This is a genomic window from Streptomyces sp. NPDC004539, assembly GCF_040610055.1.
Taxonomy (GTDB): domain Bacteria; phylum Actinomycetota; class Actinomycetes; order Streptomycetales; family Streptomycetaceae; genus Streptomyces.
This window is the reverse complement of record NZ_JBEXLS010000021.1, coordinates 141,562-158,791: the sequence shown is the minus strand read 5'-3', so window position 1 is coordinate 158,791 and position 17,230 is coordinate 141,562. Positions and strand designations below refer to the sequence as shown.

The window sequence follows — 17,230 nt, the reverse complement described above, 5'->3', positions numbered from 1 at the left end:
CGAAGCGACCTGAAACGAACGAACCAAAACCGAATCGACCCGGACGAAAACGAACCGCGAACCTCTGCGCCTCACCCCTCACTTCCTCACCCCCTCACCGCCCCTTGCCCCACCCCCCTCCACCAGCGCCCGCTCCCAGAACTCCTTGCAGAACCGCCCCAACGCCCCCCGCGCGGCCCCTCCCGGCGGCCCCCCGCCCGCGTCCGCCCGCGACAGCGCCGGGTCCAGCGGGACCTCCCCCGCGAGCGGGAGCCGCAGCAGCCGGGCGACCTCCTGATCGTCGAGACCGGGCGCGCCGGGTGCCCGGACGGCGACCCGGAGGTCCCGCAGGACCATGCCCACCGCCGAGGCGACCCGCCCGGCGGCGGCGACGGCCCGGAGTTCGGCGGGGACGACGAGGAGCCCGAGGTCGAGCTGGGCGAGGGCCTCCGCGACGCCGTCGTCGAAGCGGCGGGGCAGGTCGACGACGACGGTGCCGCCCCGGCGCCGGGCGGCGGCGAGGACCGCGCGGACGGCCTGCGGCGGGATGGCGACGCAGTCGCCGCGGTCCCAGCTGAGGACGCGCAGCGCGTGCAGCTCGGGCAGCGACTCCTCCAGGGCCCCGCCCCCGACGCGCCCCCGGGAGGCGGCGAAGGCGGGCCAGCGCAGCCCTTTCGCGGTCTCCCCGCCGAGCAGGACGTCGAGGCCGCCGCCGAGCGGGTCGGCGTCCACCAGGAGCGTGCGCAGCCCCTCCCGGGCCGAGGTGACCGCGAGGGCGCAGGCGAGCGTGGAGGCCCCGGCGCCACCGCGTCCGCCGATGACGCCGACGGTGAGGGCGGGCCGTCCGACGCCCTCGGCGACATCGGCGATGCGGTCGATGAGCCACTGCTCGCCGTCGGGCAGCACCAGCACGTTGTCGGCGCCGATCTCGACGGCGAGGCGCCACACGTCGGGGTCGTCCTGGTCGCGCCCGACGAGCACCACGCCCCGTCTGCGGGCGGAGTGGCGGACCCGGCGGGCGGCGTCGTCGCCGACCAGGATCAGCGGCGCGGACTCCCAGACCCCGCCGTGCCGCGGCAGCGCGGGGTGCACCTCGGGTGTGGCGCCGGCGGCGGCGCACAGCCGCAGCAGGTCGTCCAGCAGGCACACGTCCTCGGTGACGATGAGCGGCCTGCCCTGGCGTCCCACGGTGGTGGACGGCGGGTCGTGTGTGACGGAACCGGACACGGTTTCCTCCCCTTTCTCGCAATCGGCCGACATCGGCGGCCGGACGGAAACCGGCCACCCCACGTCCGGAAAGCGGAACGGACTCCGAAGTGGACGCGGTGGAATCACGATGCGGCGATCCCGGAAATCGTGTGGATCTTGGTCGAAAACTGTGGACGGGCGGCGGCCTGTGGATATCTCCGTCACCCGAACCGGTGAGCGCGCGCCTTCCCCTGACGAAATCCCGACGACGTGTCGACAAAATGCCGGGAACTCACCGCGGCGATCTCCGCAGAGCAGCCCCGCGACTACGCTCCGTGATGCTCAGCGGGCACGCGAAAGAGGCGGCCGAAACCGCCTCGTACGGCGCGATCGCCGCGGAGAGAAGGGGAAAACGCACCCGGACATGCGACGACCCCCACCGGGGGGGAGAGTGGGGGTCGTCTCCACGGCCCTACTCGGGGGGGGAGGAGTCGGGCCGGGTTAGCACGGTCGCGAACGATCCGTGACTTCCATGGTGTACCCGAGAGCCCTCTCAGGCAAACCCACGCGCCCCACCTTACGCCGAATGGGCTGCGCCTATGCTCAGGGACGTGGAAAACCACCCCTCGCCCCGGACGGCGGCGTTCTTCGACCTGGACAAGACGGTCATTGCGAAGTCGAGCACTCTCACCTTCGGCAAGTCCTTCTACCAAGGCGGTCTGATCAACCGCAGGGCCGCCTTGCGCACCGCATATGCCCAGTTCGTCTTCCTCGTGGGCGGTATGGACCACGAGCAGATGGAACGCACCCGTGAGTACCTCTCCGCGCTGGTGCGCGGCTGGAACGTCCAACAGGTCAAGGAGATCGTCGCCGAGACCCTGCACGACCTGATCGACCCGATCATCTACGACGAGGCCGCCTCCCTCATCGAGGAGCACCACACGGCCGGCCGGGACGTCGTCATCGTCTCCACCTCCGGCGCCGAGGTCGTCGAGCCGATCGGCGAACTCCTCGGCGCGGACCGGGTGGTGGCGACCCGGATGGTCGTCGGGGACGACGGCTGCTACACCGGCGAGGTCGAGTACTACGCCTACGGCCCGACCAAGGCGGAGGCGATCCGGGAGCTGGCCGAGTCCGAGGGGTACGACCTGGAGCGCTGCTACGCCTACAGCGACTCGGCGACGGACCTGCCGATGCTGGAGTCGGTCGGGCATCCGCACGCGGTGAACCCGGACCGCGCGCTGCGGCGTGAGGCGCTCGCGCGCGGGTGGCCGATTCTCGACTTCCACCGCCCGGTCCGGCTCAAGCAGCGCATCCCCTCGTTCTCCGTGCCGCCCCGCCCGGCGCTCGTCGCGGCGGCGGCCGTGGGAGCGGCGGCGGCCACGGCCGGGCTCGTCTGGTACGTCAGCCGGAAACGGGCCCCGCTCGCCTGACCTGCTGGAACGTCCTTCACGCACGGCCAAATGCAAAGAAATGCGGTCAGGACTTTCGCTCTCCCGGGTGCGGGAGTACAAAGGAAGACACGGCCCGCGAGACCGAAGGACATCCGAGAGGATCACCTGACTGACGCATTTGGCCCCACGGACCGCGCATGTGAACCAGGCACCCACGCGACGTCGACCCGTCGATTACGGGCCAGCCGCACCAGGTGACGGGCGAAGCTCCCGACCTGATGGGCAACATTTCGAGGACGCTTGGTAACCCGGCGAACATGCCAGCGGCGGTACGAACCTCTCGTACCGCCGCAACCCTTTTCCGGCCGCTCCCGCACCGCGAGAGACATCAGAAGCGCCAGGAACGCCCCTCCACGCGCGCGTGCCTCACGCCGCGCCCCGCTGGAGCGCCTCGCACACCGCCGTCGACTCCCGCGCCCCCAGCTCGACCGCCCGCCCGCAGTGGACGATCCAGGCGCCGACACCCTCGGGCGTGCCGGAGACGTACCCCTCCAGGGCCGCGAGATAGGCGGCGCGTCCCAGTTCGGCGTGGCCCACCTCGGCCGGGCAGATCGACTTGGGGTCGAGGCCGCTGTCGATCAGGACGATCCGGGCGGCGGCGCGCGCGACGATCCCGTTGCGGGAGGTGAACGGCCGCAGCGCGAGGAGTTCGCCGTGGACGACGGCGGCGGTCACCAGCGCGGGCGCGGCACTGCCGGCGACGATCAGCCCGGAGAGCCCCTCCAGGCGCGCGGAGACCTCGGCGGCGCCCGGCAGCGGGAGTTCGACGAGCGGTTCGTCGACGGGTTCGCCGTCCTGCCGGGGCCGTCCGGTCGTCCCGCCCTGCTCGGCCGCGGCGACGAGGTGCAGCCGGGCCAGGACGCGCAGCGGCGACTGGCGCCAGACGGACAGCAGCTGTCCCGCCTCGGCGCCGAGGCGCAGCGCGGCGCCCACCACGCGCGCCTCGTCGTCGGCGCCGAAGTCGGAGCGTCGGCGGACCTCTTCGAGCGCCCAGTCGGCCCCGGCCAGCGCGGCCGAGCCGCGCGCCCCGCGCAGGGCGGCCTCGGAGGTGACGGCGGTGGAGCGGCGGCGCATGACGCGGTGGCCGTAGACCCGGTCCACGGCCTTGCGGACGGACTCGACGGACTCGGCCACCCCGGGCAGCTCGCCCAGGGCCACAAGGGGATCGGCGGTCGTACTCATGGGTACGACAGTAGCCACCCCGCGCCCGCGCCCCTCGAAGGAGTGGTCTTCTTCACGGACCACTGCCACGTACAGCCATCGGACCACTACCCTTCGTGAACATGAAAATTGCTTTCGTCGGGAAGGGCGGCAGCGGCAAGACGACGCTCTCCTCCCTGTTCGTCCGGCATCTCGCCGCCTCAGAGGCGCCCGTGATCGCCGTGGACGCGGACATCAACCAGCATCTGGGGCCCGCGCTCGGCCTCGACGAGGACCGGGCCGCGGCCCTGCCCGCGCTGGGCGAGCACCTGCCGCTGATCAAGGAGTACCTGCGCGGCGCCAACCCGCGGATCGCCTCGGCCGAGACGATGATCAAGACCACCCCGCCCGGCGAGGGCTCCCGGCTGCTGCGGGTGAGCGAGGACAACCCGGTCTACGAAGCCTGTGCGCGGACCGTGGAACTCGACGGCGGCGCCGTCCGTTTGATGGTCACGGGCCAGTTCACGGACGCCGACCTCGGGGTCGCCTGCTACCACTCCAAGACTGGTGCAGTAGAGCTCTGCCTCAACCATCTGGTGGACGGCCCGCAGGAGTACGTCGTGGTGGACATGACGGCGGGTTCGGACTCGTTCGCCTCCGGGATGTTCACCCGCTTCGACATCACGTTCCTCGTCGCCGAGCCGACCCGGAAGGGGGTCTCCGTCTACCGCCAGTACAAGGAGTACGCCCGGGACTTCGGCGTCGAGCTGAAGGTCGTCGGCAACAAGGTGCAGGGCCCGGAGGACGTCGACTTCCTGCGCGCCGAGGTCGGGGACGACCTGCTGGTGACCGTCGGCCACTCCGACTGGGTGCGCGCCATGGAGAAGGGCCGCCCGCCCCGGTTCACGCTCCTGGAGGACGCCAACCGCGCCGCCCTGGAGCTGCTGCGGACGACGGCCGACGCGTCGTACGGGCGCCGCGACTGGGAGCGGTACACGCGCCAGATGGTGCACTTCCACCTGAAGAACGCCGAGTCCTGGGGGAACGCGCGCACCGGGGCCGACCTGGCGGCGCAGGTCGACCCCGGGTTCGTGCTCGGCGAGGGCGTGGCGCTTACCGCGTGACGGTGGCCGCCGGGGCCCCGGGGACGCCCTTCGGGGCGGGCGCCGGGCGGGCGGTCAGGAAGGCCGTCCAGCCCTGCTTCGGGGCCTCGCCGACGTCCAGGGTGCGGAGCTTCTCCAGCGTCTTCGGGTCCTGGGCGTCGAGCCAGTCGGAGAGCTGGCGGAAGGAGACGCAGCGGACGTCGGGCTTGTTGCAGACCCGTTCGATCGTCTCCTCGACGGCGCGCATGTAGGTGCCGCCGTTCCAGGACTCGAAGTGGTTGCCGATGATCAGGGGCGCGCGGTTGCCGTCGTAGGCGCGCTGGAAGCCCTTGAGGAGGCCGTCACGCATCTGGTCGCCCCAGTACTCGCGCTTGTCGGGGTCGCCCTGGGTGGTGGTGCCGGACTGGTTGACCATGAAGTTGTAGTCCATGGTGAGCTGCTCGTAGGAGTGGCCGGGGAACGGCACGAGCTGCATGGACAGGTCCCACAGCCCTTCCTTCTTGCCGGGCCAGACCTGGTTGTTGACGCCGCTGGTGTCGTAGCGGAAGCCCAGTTCGCGGGCGGCCTTGCGGAAGTTCTGCTGGCCTTCGAGGCAGGGGGTGCGGGCGCCGACCAGTTCCTTGTCGTAGTCGAAGGGCAGGGGGGCCGCCTTCGTCATCCCGGTGTTGGTCTTCCACGTCTTGACGAATCGTTTTGCCTGAGCGATCTCGTCCTTCCAGTCGGCCACCGACCACTCGCCGACCCCGCCGCCCTTGCCGCAGAAGTGGCCGTTGAAGTGCGTGCCGACCTCGTTGCCCTCCAACCAGGCGAGACGCAGTTGCTTGACGGTGTCGGCGATGCCCTGCTCGTCGTTGAAGCCGATGTCGGAGCGGCCCGGCGAGTGCTGCGGCGGCCGGTAGAGGTCACGTTTCTCCTCGGGCAGCAGGTACACACCGCTGAGGAAGTAGGTCATCGTCGCGTGGTTGGCCTTGGCGACCCCCCGGAAGTGCGAGAACAGCTTCTGGCTGTCCTCCCCGGCGCCGTCCCAGGAGAAGACCACGAACTGCGGCGGCTTCGCGCCGGGCGCGAGCCGCTCGGGGCGGGGCAGGTGGGGCTGGGCACCGGTGTAGGCGGTGGACCCGTCCCCGATGAGTCGTACGGCGTTCTTCGGCGCCGGGGCGGCCGGCTTGGCCTTCTGCGGGCCCCGCGCCCCTTCGCTGGCGGCGTCGGGGCTCCCGCCCGCACAGCCGGCGAGCGACGTGGCGACGGCCGCGGCGAGCACGGCGCACGCGGCGATCCTCTGGGTGGCGGCCATCTGTTTCCTTCTCTTCCGGGGACGCGACGGGCCGCCGGGGCGAGCCGACGGCGCCGCCAAGGTCGCACGGGACCGGGAAGGAATTAGTACGACAAGCCGATCAAATACCCACGTCATCCGCAAGGGTGATCAATGGGTCCATTTGCTCTCATGTTCTATTCCCTATCTTTACTCTGCATTACGATTCGTTTACCGAGCGTTACTTCATCCCGCCGCTGCATAGGAGACGGGAAACATGTTCGCCTGCGCCCCCACCCAAGCCGTCGATCCGTACGACCACACCCCGCGCCACCACCCGGCCCACCCCGCGCACAGCCCCCCGCCGCGCCGCCGCTTCCGCCTCGCGGGAGCCGATGTCTCCGCCTCGATCGCGGTCTTCCTGATCGCGCTCCCCCTCTCCCTGGGCATCGCGCTGGCCACCGGCGCCCCGCTCCAGGCCGGCCTCGTCGCCGCCGCGGTCGGCGGGCTCGTCGCCGGGCGGCTCGGCGGATCGCCCTTGCAGGTCAGCGGCCCCGCCGCGGGCCTGACGGTGGTCACCGCCGACCTCATCCAGCGCTACGGCTGGCGGACGACCTGCGGGATCACCGTCCTCGCCGGCCTCGCCCAGCTCGCCCTCGGCTGCCTGCGCGTGGCGCGCACGGCCCTCGCCGTCAGCCCCGCCGTCGTCCACGGCATGCTCGCCGGCATCGGCGTCACCATCGCCGTCGCCCAGCTGCACATCGTCCTCGGCGGCAGCCCGCAGAGCTCCGTCATGGACAACGTCCGCGCCCTGCCCGCCCAGCTCGCCGGGCTGCATCCGGCGGCGGTCGCGGTGAGCGCGCTCACGCTGGCGCTCCTGCTGCTGTGGCCGCGCATCCCCGGGCGGCTCGGGCGGCTGCTGCGCAAGGTCCCCGCAGCCCTGGTCGCCGTGACCGGCGCCACCGCCGTCGCCTCGCTCGCCGGGCTGACGCTCCCCAAGGTCGACCTGCCCTCCTGGTCGAGCCACGCGCTGGCCGGGCTGCCGGAGGGACCGGTGCTCGGGATCGTCGCCGCCGTCCTCACGACCACGCTGGTGTGCAGCGTGCAGTCGCTGCTCGGAGCGGTCGCCGTCGACAAGATGATCGCCTCGCGGCAGGCGTCCGCGCCCGTCGCCGGCAGCGGCCCCGCCCCCCGGCCCGCCGCCCCCGCGCCGCGCGTCGGCCGCTCCGACCTGGACCGCGAGCTGCTCGGCCAGGGCGCCGCGAACATCGTCTCGGGGGCGCTCGGCGGACTCCCCGTCGCCGGGGTCGCCGTGCGCAGTTCGGCCAACGTGCACGCGGGGGCGGTGAGCCGGAACTCCACGATGCTGCACGGCGTTCTCGTAGTGATCGCCGCGCTGCTGCTGGTCCCGGTCCTGGAGCTGATCCCCCTCGCCTCCCTCGCCGCCCTGGTCATGGCCGTCGGCATCCAGATGGTGTCCCTGCATCACATCCGTACGGTGACGCGCCACCGCGAGGTGCTCGTCTACGCCGTCACCACCCTCGGCGTGGTCCTCCTCGGCGTCCTGGAGGGCGTCCTCCTCGGGGTCGCCGTCGCGGTCGCCGTCGCCCTGCACCGCCTCGCCCGCACCCGCATCACGCACACCGAGCGGGACGGCGTCCACCGCATCCACGTCCGGGGCCAGCTCACCTTCCTCGCCGTCCCCCGCCTCAGCCGCACCCTCCACCTCGTCCCCCAGGGGGCGCACGCGGTGGTGGAGCTGGACGGCTCCTTCATGGACCACGCGGCGTACGAGTCCCTCCAGGACTGGCACAAGACGCACACCGCCCAGGGAGGCACCGCCGACCTCTCCGGCCGCCGCGCCCCCGCGGCCCCGGCCGAGTGCCGCTGCCGTCCCTGGACGCCGTGGCGCAACCACCAGTGCGACAGCCTGATGCCGGCCACGAAAGACCTGAAGGACCTCCAGGAGCCGAAGGGCCCGAAGGCGGCGGCCGGGGCTTCGGGACTGGGCGACGACAGCGTCGTACCGCCGGAGCACGCCGACGGCACCGGTACGACGAACGCCACCGGCCTCGCCGCTTCCCTCGCAGACGCCGACGCCGGCACCACCGCCCCCGGCGCCGAAAGCCACCCCACCCCGCCCAGCGCACACCAACTGGCCCGAGGCATCAGCGCGTTCCAGCGCAACACCGCCCCCCACGTCCGCGGCGAACTCGCGCGGCTGGCCAGAGAGGGCCAGCGCCCGGCGCAGCTGTTCCTCACGTGCGCGGACTCCCGGCTCGTCACGTCGATGATCACCTCCAGCGGCCCGGGCGACCTCTTCGTCGTACGGAACGTCGGCAATCTCGTCCCGCTGCCCGGTGTGGAGAGCGGGGACGACTCGGTGGCCGCGGCGATCGAGTACGCGGTGGACGTGCTGGAGGTCCGGTCGATCACGGTGTGCGGGCACTCCGGGTGCGGGGCGATGCAGGCGCTGCTCAACACCGGGCAGGACGCCCCGCAGACGCCGCTCAGGCGGTGGCTGCGGCACGGCAGGCCGAGTCTGGAGCGGATGGCGGACGACAGCCGGGCCTGGGCGAAGCTGGCCGGCCGCACGCCGGCGGACGCGGTGGAGCAGCTCTCGCTGACCAACGTCGTCCAGCAGCTGGAGCACCTGCGGGCGCACGAGTCGGTGGTCCGCGCCCTCGCCGCCGGCACCCTGGAGCTGCACGGCATGTACTTCCACGTCGGCGAGGCGCAGGCGTACCTGCTGACGGAGTCCGCCGAGGGCAGACTCTTCGACCACGTCGGCTCGGCGGACCGCACGGCCTGAACCGGGCGCCCGGAGCACGCCCCCGCCCCCTCTCCCCCTCAAACCGGGAATTCGAACCCCAACCCCCCGAAGTGTGAAAGGTGTTACAGACGCTGAACTCCCTCTCCCCGACATCCGTGGGTACGAATGACCCCAGCCGATCCTGACCCCGACAGGTCTAAACCATTGATCGGCCGACCCTTGTCATCGCCCCCCGGGTCTGATGAGCTGTGGCCTGGGACACAACGGACACCCTGGGAAAGGGAGATGTCGTGAGCAACGAGAGCCTGGCCAACCTCTTGAGGGAGGAGCGGCGCTTCGCTCCGCCGGCGGACCTGGCGGCGAACGCCAATGTCACGGCCGAGGCGTACGAACAGGCCAAGGCTGACAGGCTCGGCTTCTGGGCGGCGCAGGCCCGCCGGCTGAGCTGGGCCAAGGAGCCGACCGAGACGCTGGACTGGTCGAACCCGCCGTTCGCGAAGTGGTTCGCGGACGGCGAGCTGAACATCGCCTACAACTGCGTCGACCGGCACGTGGAGAACGGCCTGGGCGACCGGGTCGCGATCTATTTCGAGGGCGAGCCCGGCGACAGCCGCGCGATCACCTACGCCGAGCTGAAGGACGAGGTCTCCAAGGCGGCCAACGCCCTGCTGGAGCTGGGCGTCCAGGCGGGCGACCGGGTCGCGATCTACCTGCCGATGATCCCCGAGGCCGCGGTCGCGATGCTGGCCTGCGCCCGCATCGGCGCCCCGCACTCCCTCGTCTTCGGCGGCTTCTCCGCCGACGCGCTGGCCACCCGCATCCAGGACGCCGACGCGAAGCTGGTCATCACGGCGGACGGCGGCCACCGGCGCGGCAAGCCGGCGGCGCTCAAGCCCGCCGTCGACGGCGCCGTCGCCAAGGCCGGCGGCGTACGCAACGTCCTCGTCGTCCGCCGCACCGGGCAGGACGTCGCCTGGGACGACAGCCGCGACCTGTGGTGGCACGACGTCGTCGGACGGCAGTCCGCCGAGCACACCCCGCAGGCGTTCGACGCCGAGCACCCGCTGTTCATCCTGTACACCTCGGGGACGACGGGTAAGCCCAAGGGCATCCTGCACACCTCCGGCGGCTACCTCACCCAGGCGTCGTACACCCACCACGCCGTCTTCGACCTCAAGCCCGAGACCGACGTGTACTGGTGCACGGCCGACATCGGCTGGGTGACCGGGCACTCGTACGTCGTCTACGGGCCGCTCGCCAACGGCGCGACCCAGGTCATGTACGAGGGGACCCCCGACACCCCGCACCAGGGGAGGTTCTGGGAGATCGTCCAGAAGTACAAGGTGTCGATCCTCTACACCGCGCCGACCGCGATCCGGACGTTCATGAAGTGGGGCGACGACATCCCCGCGAAGTTCGATCTCAGCAGCCTGCGCGTCCTCGGCTCGGTCGGTGAGCCGATCAACCCCGAGGCGTGGATCTGGTACCGCAAGCACATCGGGGCGGACGCGGTGCCCGTCGTCGACACGTGGTGGCAGACCGAGACCGGCGCGATGATGATCTCGCCGCTTCCCGGAGTCACCGACGCCAAACCCGGTTCCGCGCAGACGCCGTTGCCCGGTATCTCCGCGACCGTCGTCGACGACGAGGCGAACGAGGTGCCCAACGGGGGCGGCGGGTATCTCGTCCTCACCGAGCCGTGGCCCTCCATGCTGCGCACCATCTGGGGTGACGACCAGCGGTTCATCGACACGTACTGGTCGCGCTTCGAGGGCAAGTACTTCGCGGGCGACGGGGCGAAGAAGGACGACGACGGCGACATCTGGCTGCTCGGCCGGGTGGACGACGTCATGCTCGTCTCCGGGCACAACATCTCGACGACCGAAGTCGAGTCGGCCCTCGTCTCCCACCCCTCGGTGGCGGAGGCGGCGGTTGTCGGCGCCACCGACGAGACCACCGGACAGGCCATCGTCGCGTTCGTCATCCTGCGCGGCACCGCCTCCGAGAGCGACGACCTGATCGCGGACCTCCGCAACCACGTCGGCGCCACCCTCGGCCCCATCGCCAAGCCCAAGCGTGTCCTGCCGGTCGCCGAACTCCCCAAGACCCGCTCCGGCAAGATCATGCGCCGCCTCCTGCGGGACGTCGCCGAGAACCGCGAGATGGGCGACGTCACGACCCTGACCGACTCCACGGTCATGGACCTCATCCAGGCGAAGCTCCCGGCCGCGCCCAGCGAGGACTGACACGCCCTTCGCACCCCGACGACGCTCCCGGCACCGAGCAGGTGCCGGGAGCGTCGTGCGTGGGGGACGGGGAACGGGCTGTGCGGGTGGATGGGGGAGCGCCGTGCATGGTGGGGCGAGCTGCGCGGTGCGTGAGGGGCAGGGGAGCGCGTCGTGTGCGGCGGGCGGGGCGAGCCGCGTCCGCCGTGTGCGGTGGGCGGGGCGGGGGTGCCTCGTGTGCGGCAGAGGGGAAGCCTCGTGCGTGGCGGGCGAGGGGGAGCGCGTGCGTGACAGGCAGGGGGAGCGCGCCGTGTACAGAAGGCAGGGCGAGCCGTGCTGTGCGTGGCGGCTGAGGGGGAGCGCGTGCGTGGTGGGCAGGGGGGAGCGCGCCGTGTGCGACGGGGGCGCCTCGTGTGTGGCAGGGGGCGAGCCTCGTTCGTGGCGGGCGGGCGGACGCCTCCGGTGTCCACCAGCGTGCCGTCCAAGTCGCCCCGTGCATGGCGGGCCGGCCGCACAATGGGCCGCATGCTGCTGCCCGCCTCCCACGTCCGAGCCGAGTTCGTCGAGGCCGTCCGGATCACCGGCCCCGCCGGGCACCTGACCTCGCGGGGGCTGTCCGGCGAGGTCGTGGAGGTGTGGGTGGCGGAGGAGGCGCGGGAGGTGCTGCGGCTGGCCGGGGAGCTGCCGGACGGCGAGCAGCACCGGTGTTTCGTCCCGGGCTGGGGGCTGCGGGCCCATGACGAGGCCGGGCCGCTCTTCGAGATCGCGTTCTGCTTCCGGTGCCACGGCGTACGGGTCTGGGGGCCGGGCCTCCCGCCGGAGGTGCGCGGCCAGAACTTCGACGCGGGGAGCGCCGCCGCCCTTGAACTGCTGGCGAGGTTCCGTGCCTGCACCCCAGGCACCCCAGGCACCCCCAGTTCTCCCGCCGCCCCCAACTCCCGCAGCCATCCCCAGCGCCCCTAGCTCTCCCAGCGCCCCCGCCACCCCCAGCTCCGCCGACGCCCCCGGCGCCCCAGACTCCCCTGACATCCCAGGCCCCCTTGCCATCCCCAGCACCCCCAGCTCCTCCGACGCCCCGGCGCTCCAGACTCCTCCGGCATCCCTGGCTCCCCTGACATCCCAGGCCCCCTTGCCATCCCCAGCTCTCCCGGCGCCCCCGTCTCCCCTGCCTCCCCCGTCAGCCCCAGCAGCCCCAGCAGCCCCAGCAGCCCCAGCAGCCCCAGCAGCCCCAGCAGCCCCAGCAGCCCCAGCAGCCCAGAATCCCCCGGCTCCCCCAACTCCTTCGCAGCCATCCCCAGCTCTCCCGGCGCCCCGTCTCCCCTGCCTCCCCCGTCAGCCCCCGCCTCCTCCAGCTCCCCCAGTTCCTACGCAGCCATCCCCAACACCCCCGCCGCCCCCAACTCCTCCGGCCTCCCCCGCGCCCCAGACTCCCCCAGCTCCCCGCCCTCCCACCCAAAAATCCCCCCAGATGACCCCCACCCCCGTCTTCGGTACCCTGGTAAAGGTCGCGTCAAGATCGTGGCCGGGCCCGTAAAGGGTCCTCAAGGTGCGCCGGGAAGTCTGGTCGGCATGTGTGTCCGCATGCCCTGAGACCGGAGGTCGTCCCCGTGACCGCGCCCCGCAGCACCCGCAAGCTCCTCGGCCGTCTGTCGCTGCCCGAACGGACGTTCGTCGTGGACGCGCTCCGGACGGAGACCGTCGGCGGGGTGCTGTTGCTGATCGCGGCCGTCACGGCGCTGGTGTGGGCGAACGTGCCGGCGCTCAAGGGGAGTTACGCGAGCGTCAGCCACTTCCACCTCGGCCCGGGGGCGCTCGGACTCGATCTGTCCGTCGCACACTGGGCGGCCGACGGACTGCTGGCCGTCTTCTTCTTCGTCGCCGGGATCGAGCTGAAGCGGGAGCTGGTCGCCGGGGATCTCAAGGACCCGAAGGCCGCCGCGCTGCCCGTCGTCGCCGCGCTGTGCGGGATGGCGGCACCGGCATTGGTCTATACCGTCGTCAACGGCAGTGTGGGCGGGTCGCTCGCCGGGTGGGCCGTGCCGACCGCCACGGACATCGCGTTCGCGCTGGCCGTCCTCGCCGTGATCGGGACGTCGCTGCCGAGCGCCCTGCGCGCGTTCCTGCTGACGCTGGCCGTGGTGGACGACCTGTTCGCGATCCTGATCATCGCCGTGTTCTTCACGAGCTCGCTGGACTTCGCGGCGCTGGGCGGGGCGGTCGCGGGCCTGGTGCTCTTCTGGGTGCTGCTGCGCAAGGGCGTGCGGGGCTGGTACGTGTACGTCCCGCTCGCCGTCGTCGTCTGGGCCCTCATGTACAACAGCGGCGTCCACGCGACGATCGCCGGGGTCGCGATGGGGCTGATGCTGCGCTGTACGACGCGGGAGGGCGAGGAGAGGTCGCCCGGGGAGCGGGTCGAGCACCTCGTGCGGCCGGTGTCGGCGGGGCTCGCCGTCCCCCTGTTCGCGCTGTTCAGCGCCGGGGTGACGGTGTCGGGCGGGGCCCTCGGGGACGTGTTCGGGAAGCCGGAGACGCTGGGCGTCGTCCTCGGGCTGGTCGTCGGGAAGACGCTCGGCATCTTCGGCGGGACCTGGCTCACCGCGCGCTTCACCCGGGCCTCCCTCAGCGAGGACCTCGCCTGGGCGGACGTCTTCGCGCTGGCCTCGCTCGCGGGGATCGGCTTCACCGTCTCCCTGCTGATCGGCGAGCTGGCGTTCGACGGGGACGCGGCCCTGACGGACGAGGTGAAGGCCGCCGTCCTGATCGGCTCCCTGATCTCCGCGTGCTGCGCGACCGTCCTGCTGCGCCTGCGCAACGCGCGCTACCGCCGGCTCGCCGAGGACGAGGAGCGCGACGAGGACGGCGACGGCATCCCGGACGTGTACGAGGAGGACGACCCCGCGTACCACCTGCGGATGGCCGAGATCCACGACCGCAAGGCCGCCGAGCACCGCCGGATCGCCCGGGAGATCGCCGCCGCGCGCCACACGGCCGCCGAAGTACCGGGCGGGACGGGCGCCGGGGACGGGCGTCCGGCATGATCTGACGGGACGGTACAAATCGAGAGCCTGTGAAGACGAGGGAGAACGCGATGAGCGCACCTGACGACAGCCCGGTCGGCGCCGAACGCAGTGTCGGCCAGTTGTTCGCCTCCGCGACGGCCGAGATGTCCGCGCTGGTGCACGACGAGATCGCGCTGGCGAAGGCGCAGCTCAAGCAGGACGTGAAGCGCGGGGTGATCAGCGGAGGCGCGTTCACCGTCGCCGGCGTCGTCCTCCTGTTCTCCCTGCCGATGCTCAACTTCGCGCTGGCGTACGGCATCCGGACCTGGAGCCACTGGAACCTGGCGGTCTGTTTCCTGCTGTCGTTCGCCGCGAACGTGCTGGTCGCCGTGGTGCTCGGGCTGGTCGGGGTGGCCATGGCGAAGAAGGCCGCGAAGAGCAAGGGCCCGCAGAAGGTGGCCGCCTCCATGAAGGAGACCGCGGGCGTCCTCCAGAACGCGAAGCCGCACCCCCGGCCCGAACTCGCCCTGGAGAAGTCCCCGAAGGCCGTCGAGGCTGTGGCACGCTCGACATCATGACGGACCCCTCGACAGCGCCCTCCACAGTCGTACGACCGGACGGCCCCTGGACGCACCGCGAAGTCGCCGCGAACGGCGCGCGCTTCCACATCGCGGAGGCGGGCGAGGGGCCGCTGGTGCTGATGGTGCACGGCTTCCCCCAGTTCTGGTGGACGTGGCGGCATCAGCTGACGGCGCTCGCGGACGCCGGTTTCCGCGCGGTCGCCCTGGATCTGCGCGGGGTCGGCGGCAGCGACCGCACCCCGCGCGGCTACGACCCGGCGAACCTCGCGCTCGACATCACCGGCGTCATCCGCTCCCTCGGCGAGCCGGACGCGGCGCTCGTCGGGCACGACCTCGGGGGCTATCTGGCGTGGACGGCGGCGGTGATGCGCCCCAAGCTCGTACGGCGCCTCGCGGTCGCCTCGATGCCGCATCCCCGGCGGTGGCGCTCCGCGATGCTCGCCGACGTCAAGCAGACGACGGCGAGTTCACACATCTGGGGGTTCCAGCGGCCCTGGCTGCCGGAGCGGCGGCTCGTCGCGGACGACGGCGCGCTGGTCGGCGAGCTGATCCGGGAGTGGTCCGGTCCCGTGCCGCCGGACGAGGAGGCGCTGGCGGTGTACCGGCGCGCGATGTGCATCCCGTCCACCGCGCACTGCTCGATCGAGCCGTACCGCTGGCTGGTGCGCTCCCTCGCCCGCCCCGACGGCGTCCAGTTCTACCGCCGGATGAAGCGCCCGGTCCGCGTCCCGACCCTCCACCTCCACGGCTCCCTCGACCCGGTCTCCCGCGCCCGCAGCGCGGCGGGCAGCGCCGAGTACGTCGAAGCGCCGTACCGCTGGCGGCTGTTCGACGGGCTCGGGCACTTCCCTCAGGAGGAGGACCCGGTGGCGTTCTCGGCGGAGCTGGTCAACTGGCTGAAGGACCCCGAACCCGACCGGTGAACCCGGCCGTCGAACCCGCTGTGTGACGAGGCCGGTGCGCCCGGTATCCGGACGGGAACGTCTGTCCTGCGAACGGTCAGGTGTCCCGGCGCGCGGGCGGATTGCCGGGGTCCGGGGAGGTTATCGACCTTGGGGCGGGGGCAGACGTCGGGGTATGGGCTGGACGCACGACTACAGTGACGCAGCACGCAACCGCCGCTCGGCCGACGGCCTGAGCCCCCACCAGCGAGGCAGCGACCCGGACTTGCCGGGCAGCGACCTCCGGGTGGGCATTCCGCGCATCCTGCGCCGCAGGGCCCGCTGGGTCTCGGTGCGCCTGCGCCACCCACGCGGCTGACCCCCACCCACGCCGCCCCCTACAGCGCGCAGTTGTCGCTGTCGACCTGCTGCGACGCCGTACGGCCCTCCGTGATGTCCTGCCGGATCTCGTCGGCGGTCAGGGCGTACCCCGTCTGCGGGTCGTCCAGGGACTTCGCGAAGACGACGCCGTAGACCTTGCCGTCGGGGGTCAGCAGGGGGCCGCCGGAGTTGCCCTCACGGACGGTCGCGTACAGGGAGTAGACGTCCCGGCGGACCGTGCCGCGCTTGTAGATGTCCGCGCCGGACGCCGTGATGCGCCCGCGCACGCGCGCCGCGCGGACGTCGTACGCGCCGTTCTCGGGGAAGCCGGCGACGATCGCGCCGTCGCCGCTGCCCGCGTCGTCCGTCGTGAAGCGCAGGACCGGCGCGTCCAGGTCGGGGACGTCCAGGACGGCGATGTCGCGCTTCCAGTCGTACAGGACGACTTTCGCGTCGTACTTGCGGCCCTCGCCGCCTATCTGGACGGTGGGTTCGTCGACGCCGCCCACGACGTGCGCGTTGGTCATCACGCGGCGTTCGCCGAAGACGAAACCGGTGCCCTCCAGGACCTTGCCGCAGCTCTCGGCGGTGCCCATCACCTTGACGATGGACCGCTTGGCGTTCACCGCGACCTGGCTGCCCGCGAGCGCCGGGTCCGGGGGGTCGACCTCGCGGATCGGCTCGTTGGAGAAGGGGGAGAAGACCTGGGGGAAGCCGTTCTGCGCGAGGACCGAGGTGAAGTCCTTGAACCAGGTGTCCGCCTGGACCGGGAGCGTCTCCGAGACGCTCAGCAGGACCTTCGAGCTGCGGACCTCCTTGCCGAGGGTCGGCAGGGTGGTCTGCGCGAGCATCGAGCCGAGCAGCCAGGCGACCAGCAGCATCGCCGCGACGTTCACCAGCGCCCCGCCCGTCGCGTCCAGGACGCGCGCCGGGGACCAGGTGATGTAGCGGCGCAGTTTGCTGCCGAGGTGGGTGGTCAGCGCCTGCCCGATCGACGCGCAGACGATCACGACGACGACGGCGACGACCGCGGCCGTCGTACTGACCTCCGAGCTGTCGGTCAGGGCGTCCCAGATGACCGGCAGGAGGTACACGGCGACCAGGCCGCCGCCGAGGAAGCCGACGACCGACAGGACGCCGACGACGAAGCCCTGGCGGTAGCCGACGACCGCGAACCACACAGCCGCGACCAGCAACAGGATGTCCAGCACGTTCACCGCTCGGCGCCTCGCCTATTCAACTCGCCCTCACCACAGGTCGACCGACGGCCCCGG

General features: G+C 72.0%; 13 protein-coding genes. 9 read left to right on the top strand and 4 right to left on the bottom strand.

The features are described from left to right. Positions 1 to 78: 78 nt before the first annotated feature. The gene (gene ssd, locus ABZX85_RS35055; RefSeq protein WP_355877885.1) at positions 79 to 1,206 is read right to left on the bottom strand and encodes a septum site-determining protein Ssd; all 1,128 of its coding nucleotides are present in this window, start codon (positions 1,204 to 1,206) and stop codon (positions 79 to 81) included. A gap of 560 nt (positions 1,207 to 1,766) precedes the next feature. On the opposite strand from ssd, the gene ABZX85_RS35050 reads away from it, so the two are divergent. Next, entirely contained in the window at positions 1,767 to 2,600 is an 834-nt protein-coding gene (locus ABZX85_RS35050; RefSeq protein ID WP_355877883.1) for an HAD family hydrolase, read from the top strand. A gap of 387 nt (positions 2,601 to 2,987) precedes the next feature. Here the strand turns inward: ABZX85_RS35050 and ABZX85_RS35045 are convergent, their stop codons facing one another. Further along, the gene (locus ABZX85_RS35045; protein WP_355877880.1) at positions 2,988 to 3,803 is read right to left on the bottom strand and encodes an oxidoreductase; all 816 of its coding nucleotides are present in this window, start codon (positions 3,801 to 3,803) and stop codon (positions 2,988 to 2,990) included. Positions 3,804 to 3,904: 101 nt separating this feature from the next. On the opposite strand from ABZX85_RS35045, the gene ABZX85_RS35040 reads away from it, so the two are divergent. Next, positions 3,905 to 4,885, top strand: coding sequence for an ATP-binding protein (locus tag ABZX85_RS35040; protein ID WP_355877877.1), 981 nt, complete (start codon positions 3,905 to 3,907; stop codon positions 4,883 to 4,885). Here the strand turns inward: ABZX85_RS35040 and ABZX85_RS35035 are convergent. Next, positions 4,875 to 6,158: a hypothetical protein gene (locus ABZX85_RS35035; protein WP_355877874.1), complete on the bottom strand. Its 1,284-nt coding sequence runs from the start codon at positions 6,156 to 6,158 to the stop codon at positions 4,875 to 4,877. The two genes, ABZX85_RS35040 and ABZX85_RS35035, sit on opposite strands and share 11 nt — an antisense overlap. Before the next feature lie 235 nt (positions 6,159 to 6,393). On the opposite strand from ABZX85_RS35035, the gene ABZX85_RS35030 reads away from it, so the two are divergent. From ABZX85_RS35030 to ABZX85_RS35000, 7 genes are all read left to right on the top strand, one after another. Then, positions 6,394 to 8,928, top strand: coding sequence for a SulP family inorganic anion transporter (locus ABZX85_RS35030; protein WP_355877871.1), 2,535 nt, complete (start codon positions 6,394 to 6,396; stop codon positions 8,926 to 8,928). A 251-nt stretch (positions 8,929 to 9,179) separates the two neighbouring features. After that, positions 9,180 to 11,135, top strand: a complete 1,956-nt coding sequence (gene acs / locus ABZX85_RS35025; RefSeq protein WP_355877869.1) for an acetate--CoA ligase — start codon at positions 9,180 to 9,182, stop codon at positions 11,133 to 11,135. A 504-nt stretch (positions 11,136 to 11,639) separates the two neighbouring features. Next, positions 11,640 to 12,077: a hypothetical protein gene (locus tag ABZX85_RS35020; RefSeq protein WP_355877866.1), complete on the top strand. Its 438-nt coding sequence runs from the start codon at positions 11,640 to 11,642 to the stop codon at positions 12,075 to 12,077. A 644-nt stretch (positions 12,078 to 12,721) separates the two neighbouring features. Continuing rightward, positions 12,722 to 14,152, top strand: coding sequence for a Na+/H+ antiporter NhaA (nhaA, locus tag ABZX85_RS35015; protein ID WP_355877864.1), 1,431 nt, complete (start codon positions 12,722 to 12,724; stop codon positions 14,150 to 14,152). A gap of 50 nt (positions 14,153 to 14,202) precedes the next feature. Beyond that, positions 14,203 to 14,691 (top strand): phage holin family protein, encoded by a 489-nt coding sequence (locus ABZX85_RS35010; RefSeq protein ID WP_355877861.1) that lies wholly within the window; start codon positions 14,203 to 14,205, stop codon positions 14,689 to 14,691. Further along, positions 14,688 to 15,617 (top strand): alpha/beta hydrolase, encoded by a 930-nt coding sequence (locus ABZX85_RS35005; protein ID WP_355877858.1) that lies wholly within the window; start codon positions 14,688 to 14,690, stop codon positions 15,615 to 15,617. Before ABZX85_RS35010 ends, ABZX85_RS35005 begins: the two co-directional genes overlap by 4 nt. 154 nt (positions 15,618 to 15,771) lie before the next feature. Further along, on the top strand, positions 15,772 to 15,954 hold the full coding sequence (locus ABZX85_RS35000) for a hypothetical protein (RefSeq protein ID WP_355877855.1): 183 nt from the start codon (positions 15,772 to 15,774) through the stop codon (positions 15,952 to 15,954). A gap of 19 nt (positions 15,955 to 15,973) precedes the next feature. Here the strand turns inward: ABZX85_RS35000 and ABZX85_RS34995 are convergent, their stop codons facing one another. Then, positions 15,974 to 17,173, bottom strand: a complete 1,200-nt coding sequence (locus ABZX85_RS34995) for a MarP family serine protease (protein ID WP_355877852.1) — start codon at positions 17,171 to 17,173, stop codon at positions 15,974 to 15,976. Positions 17,174 to 17,230 lie beyond the last annotated feature (57 nt).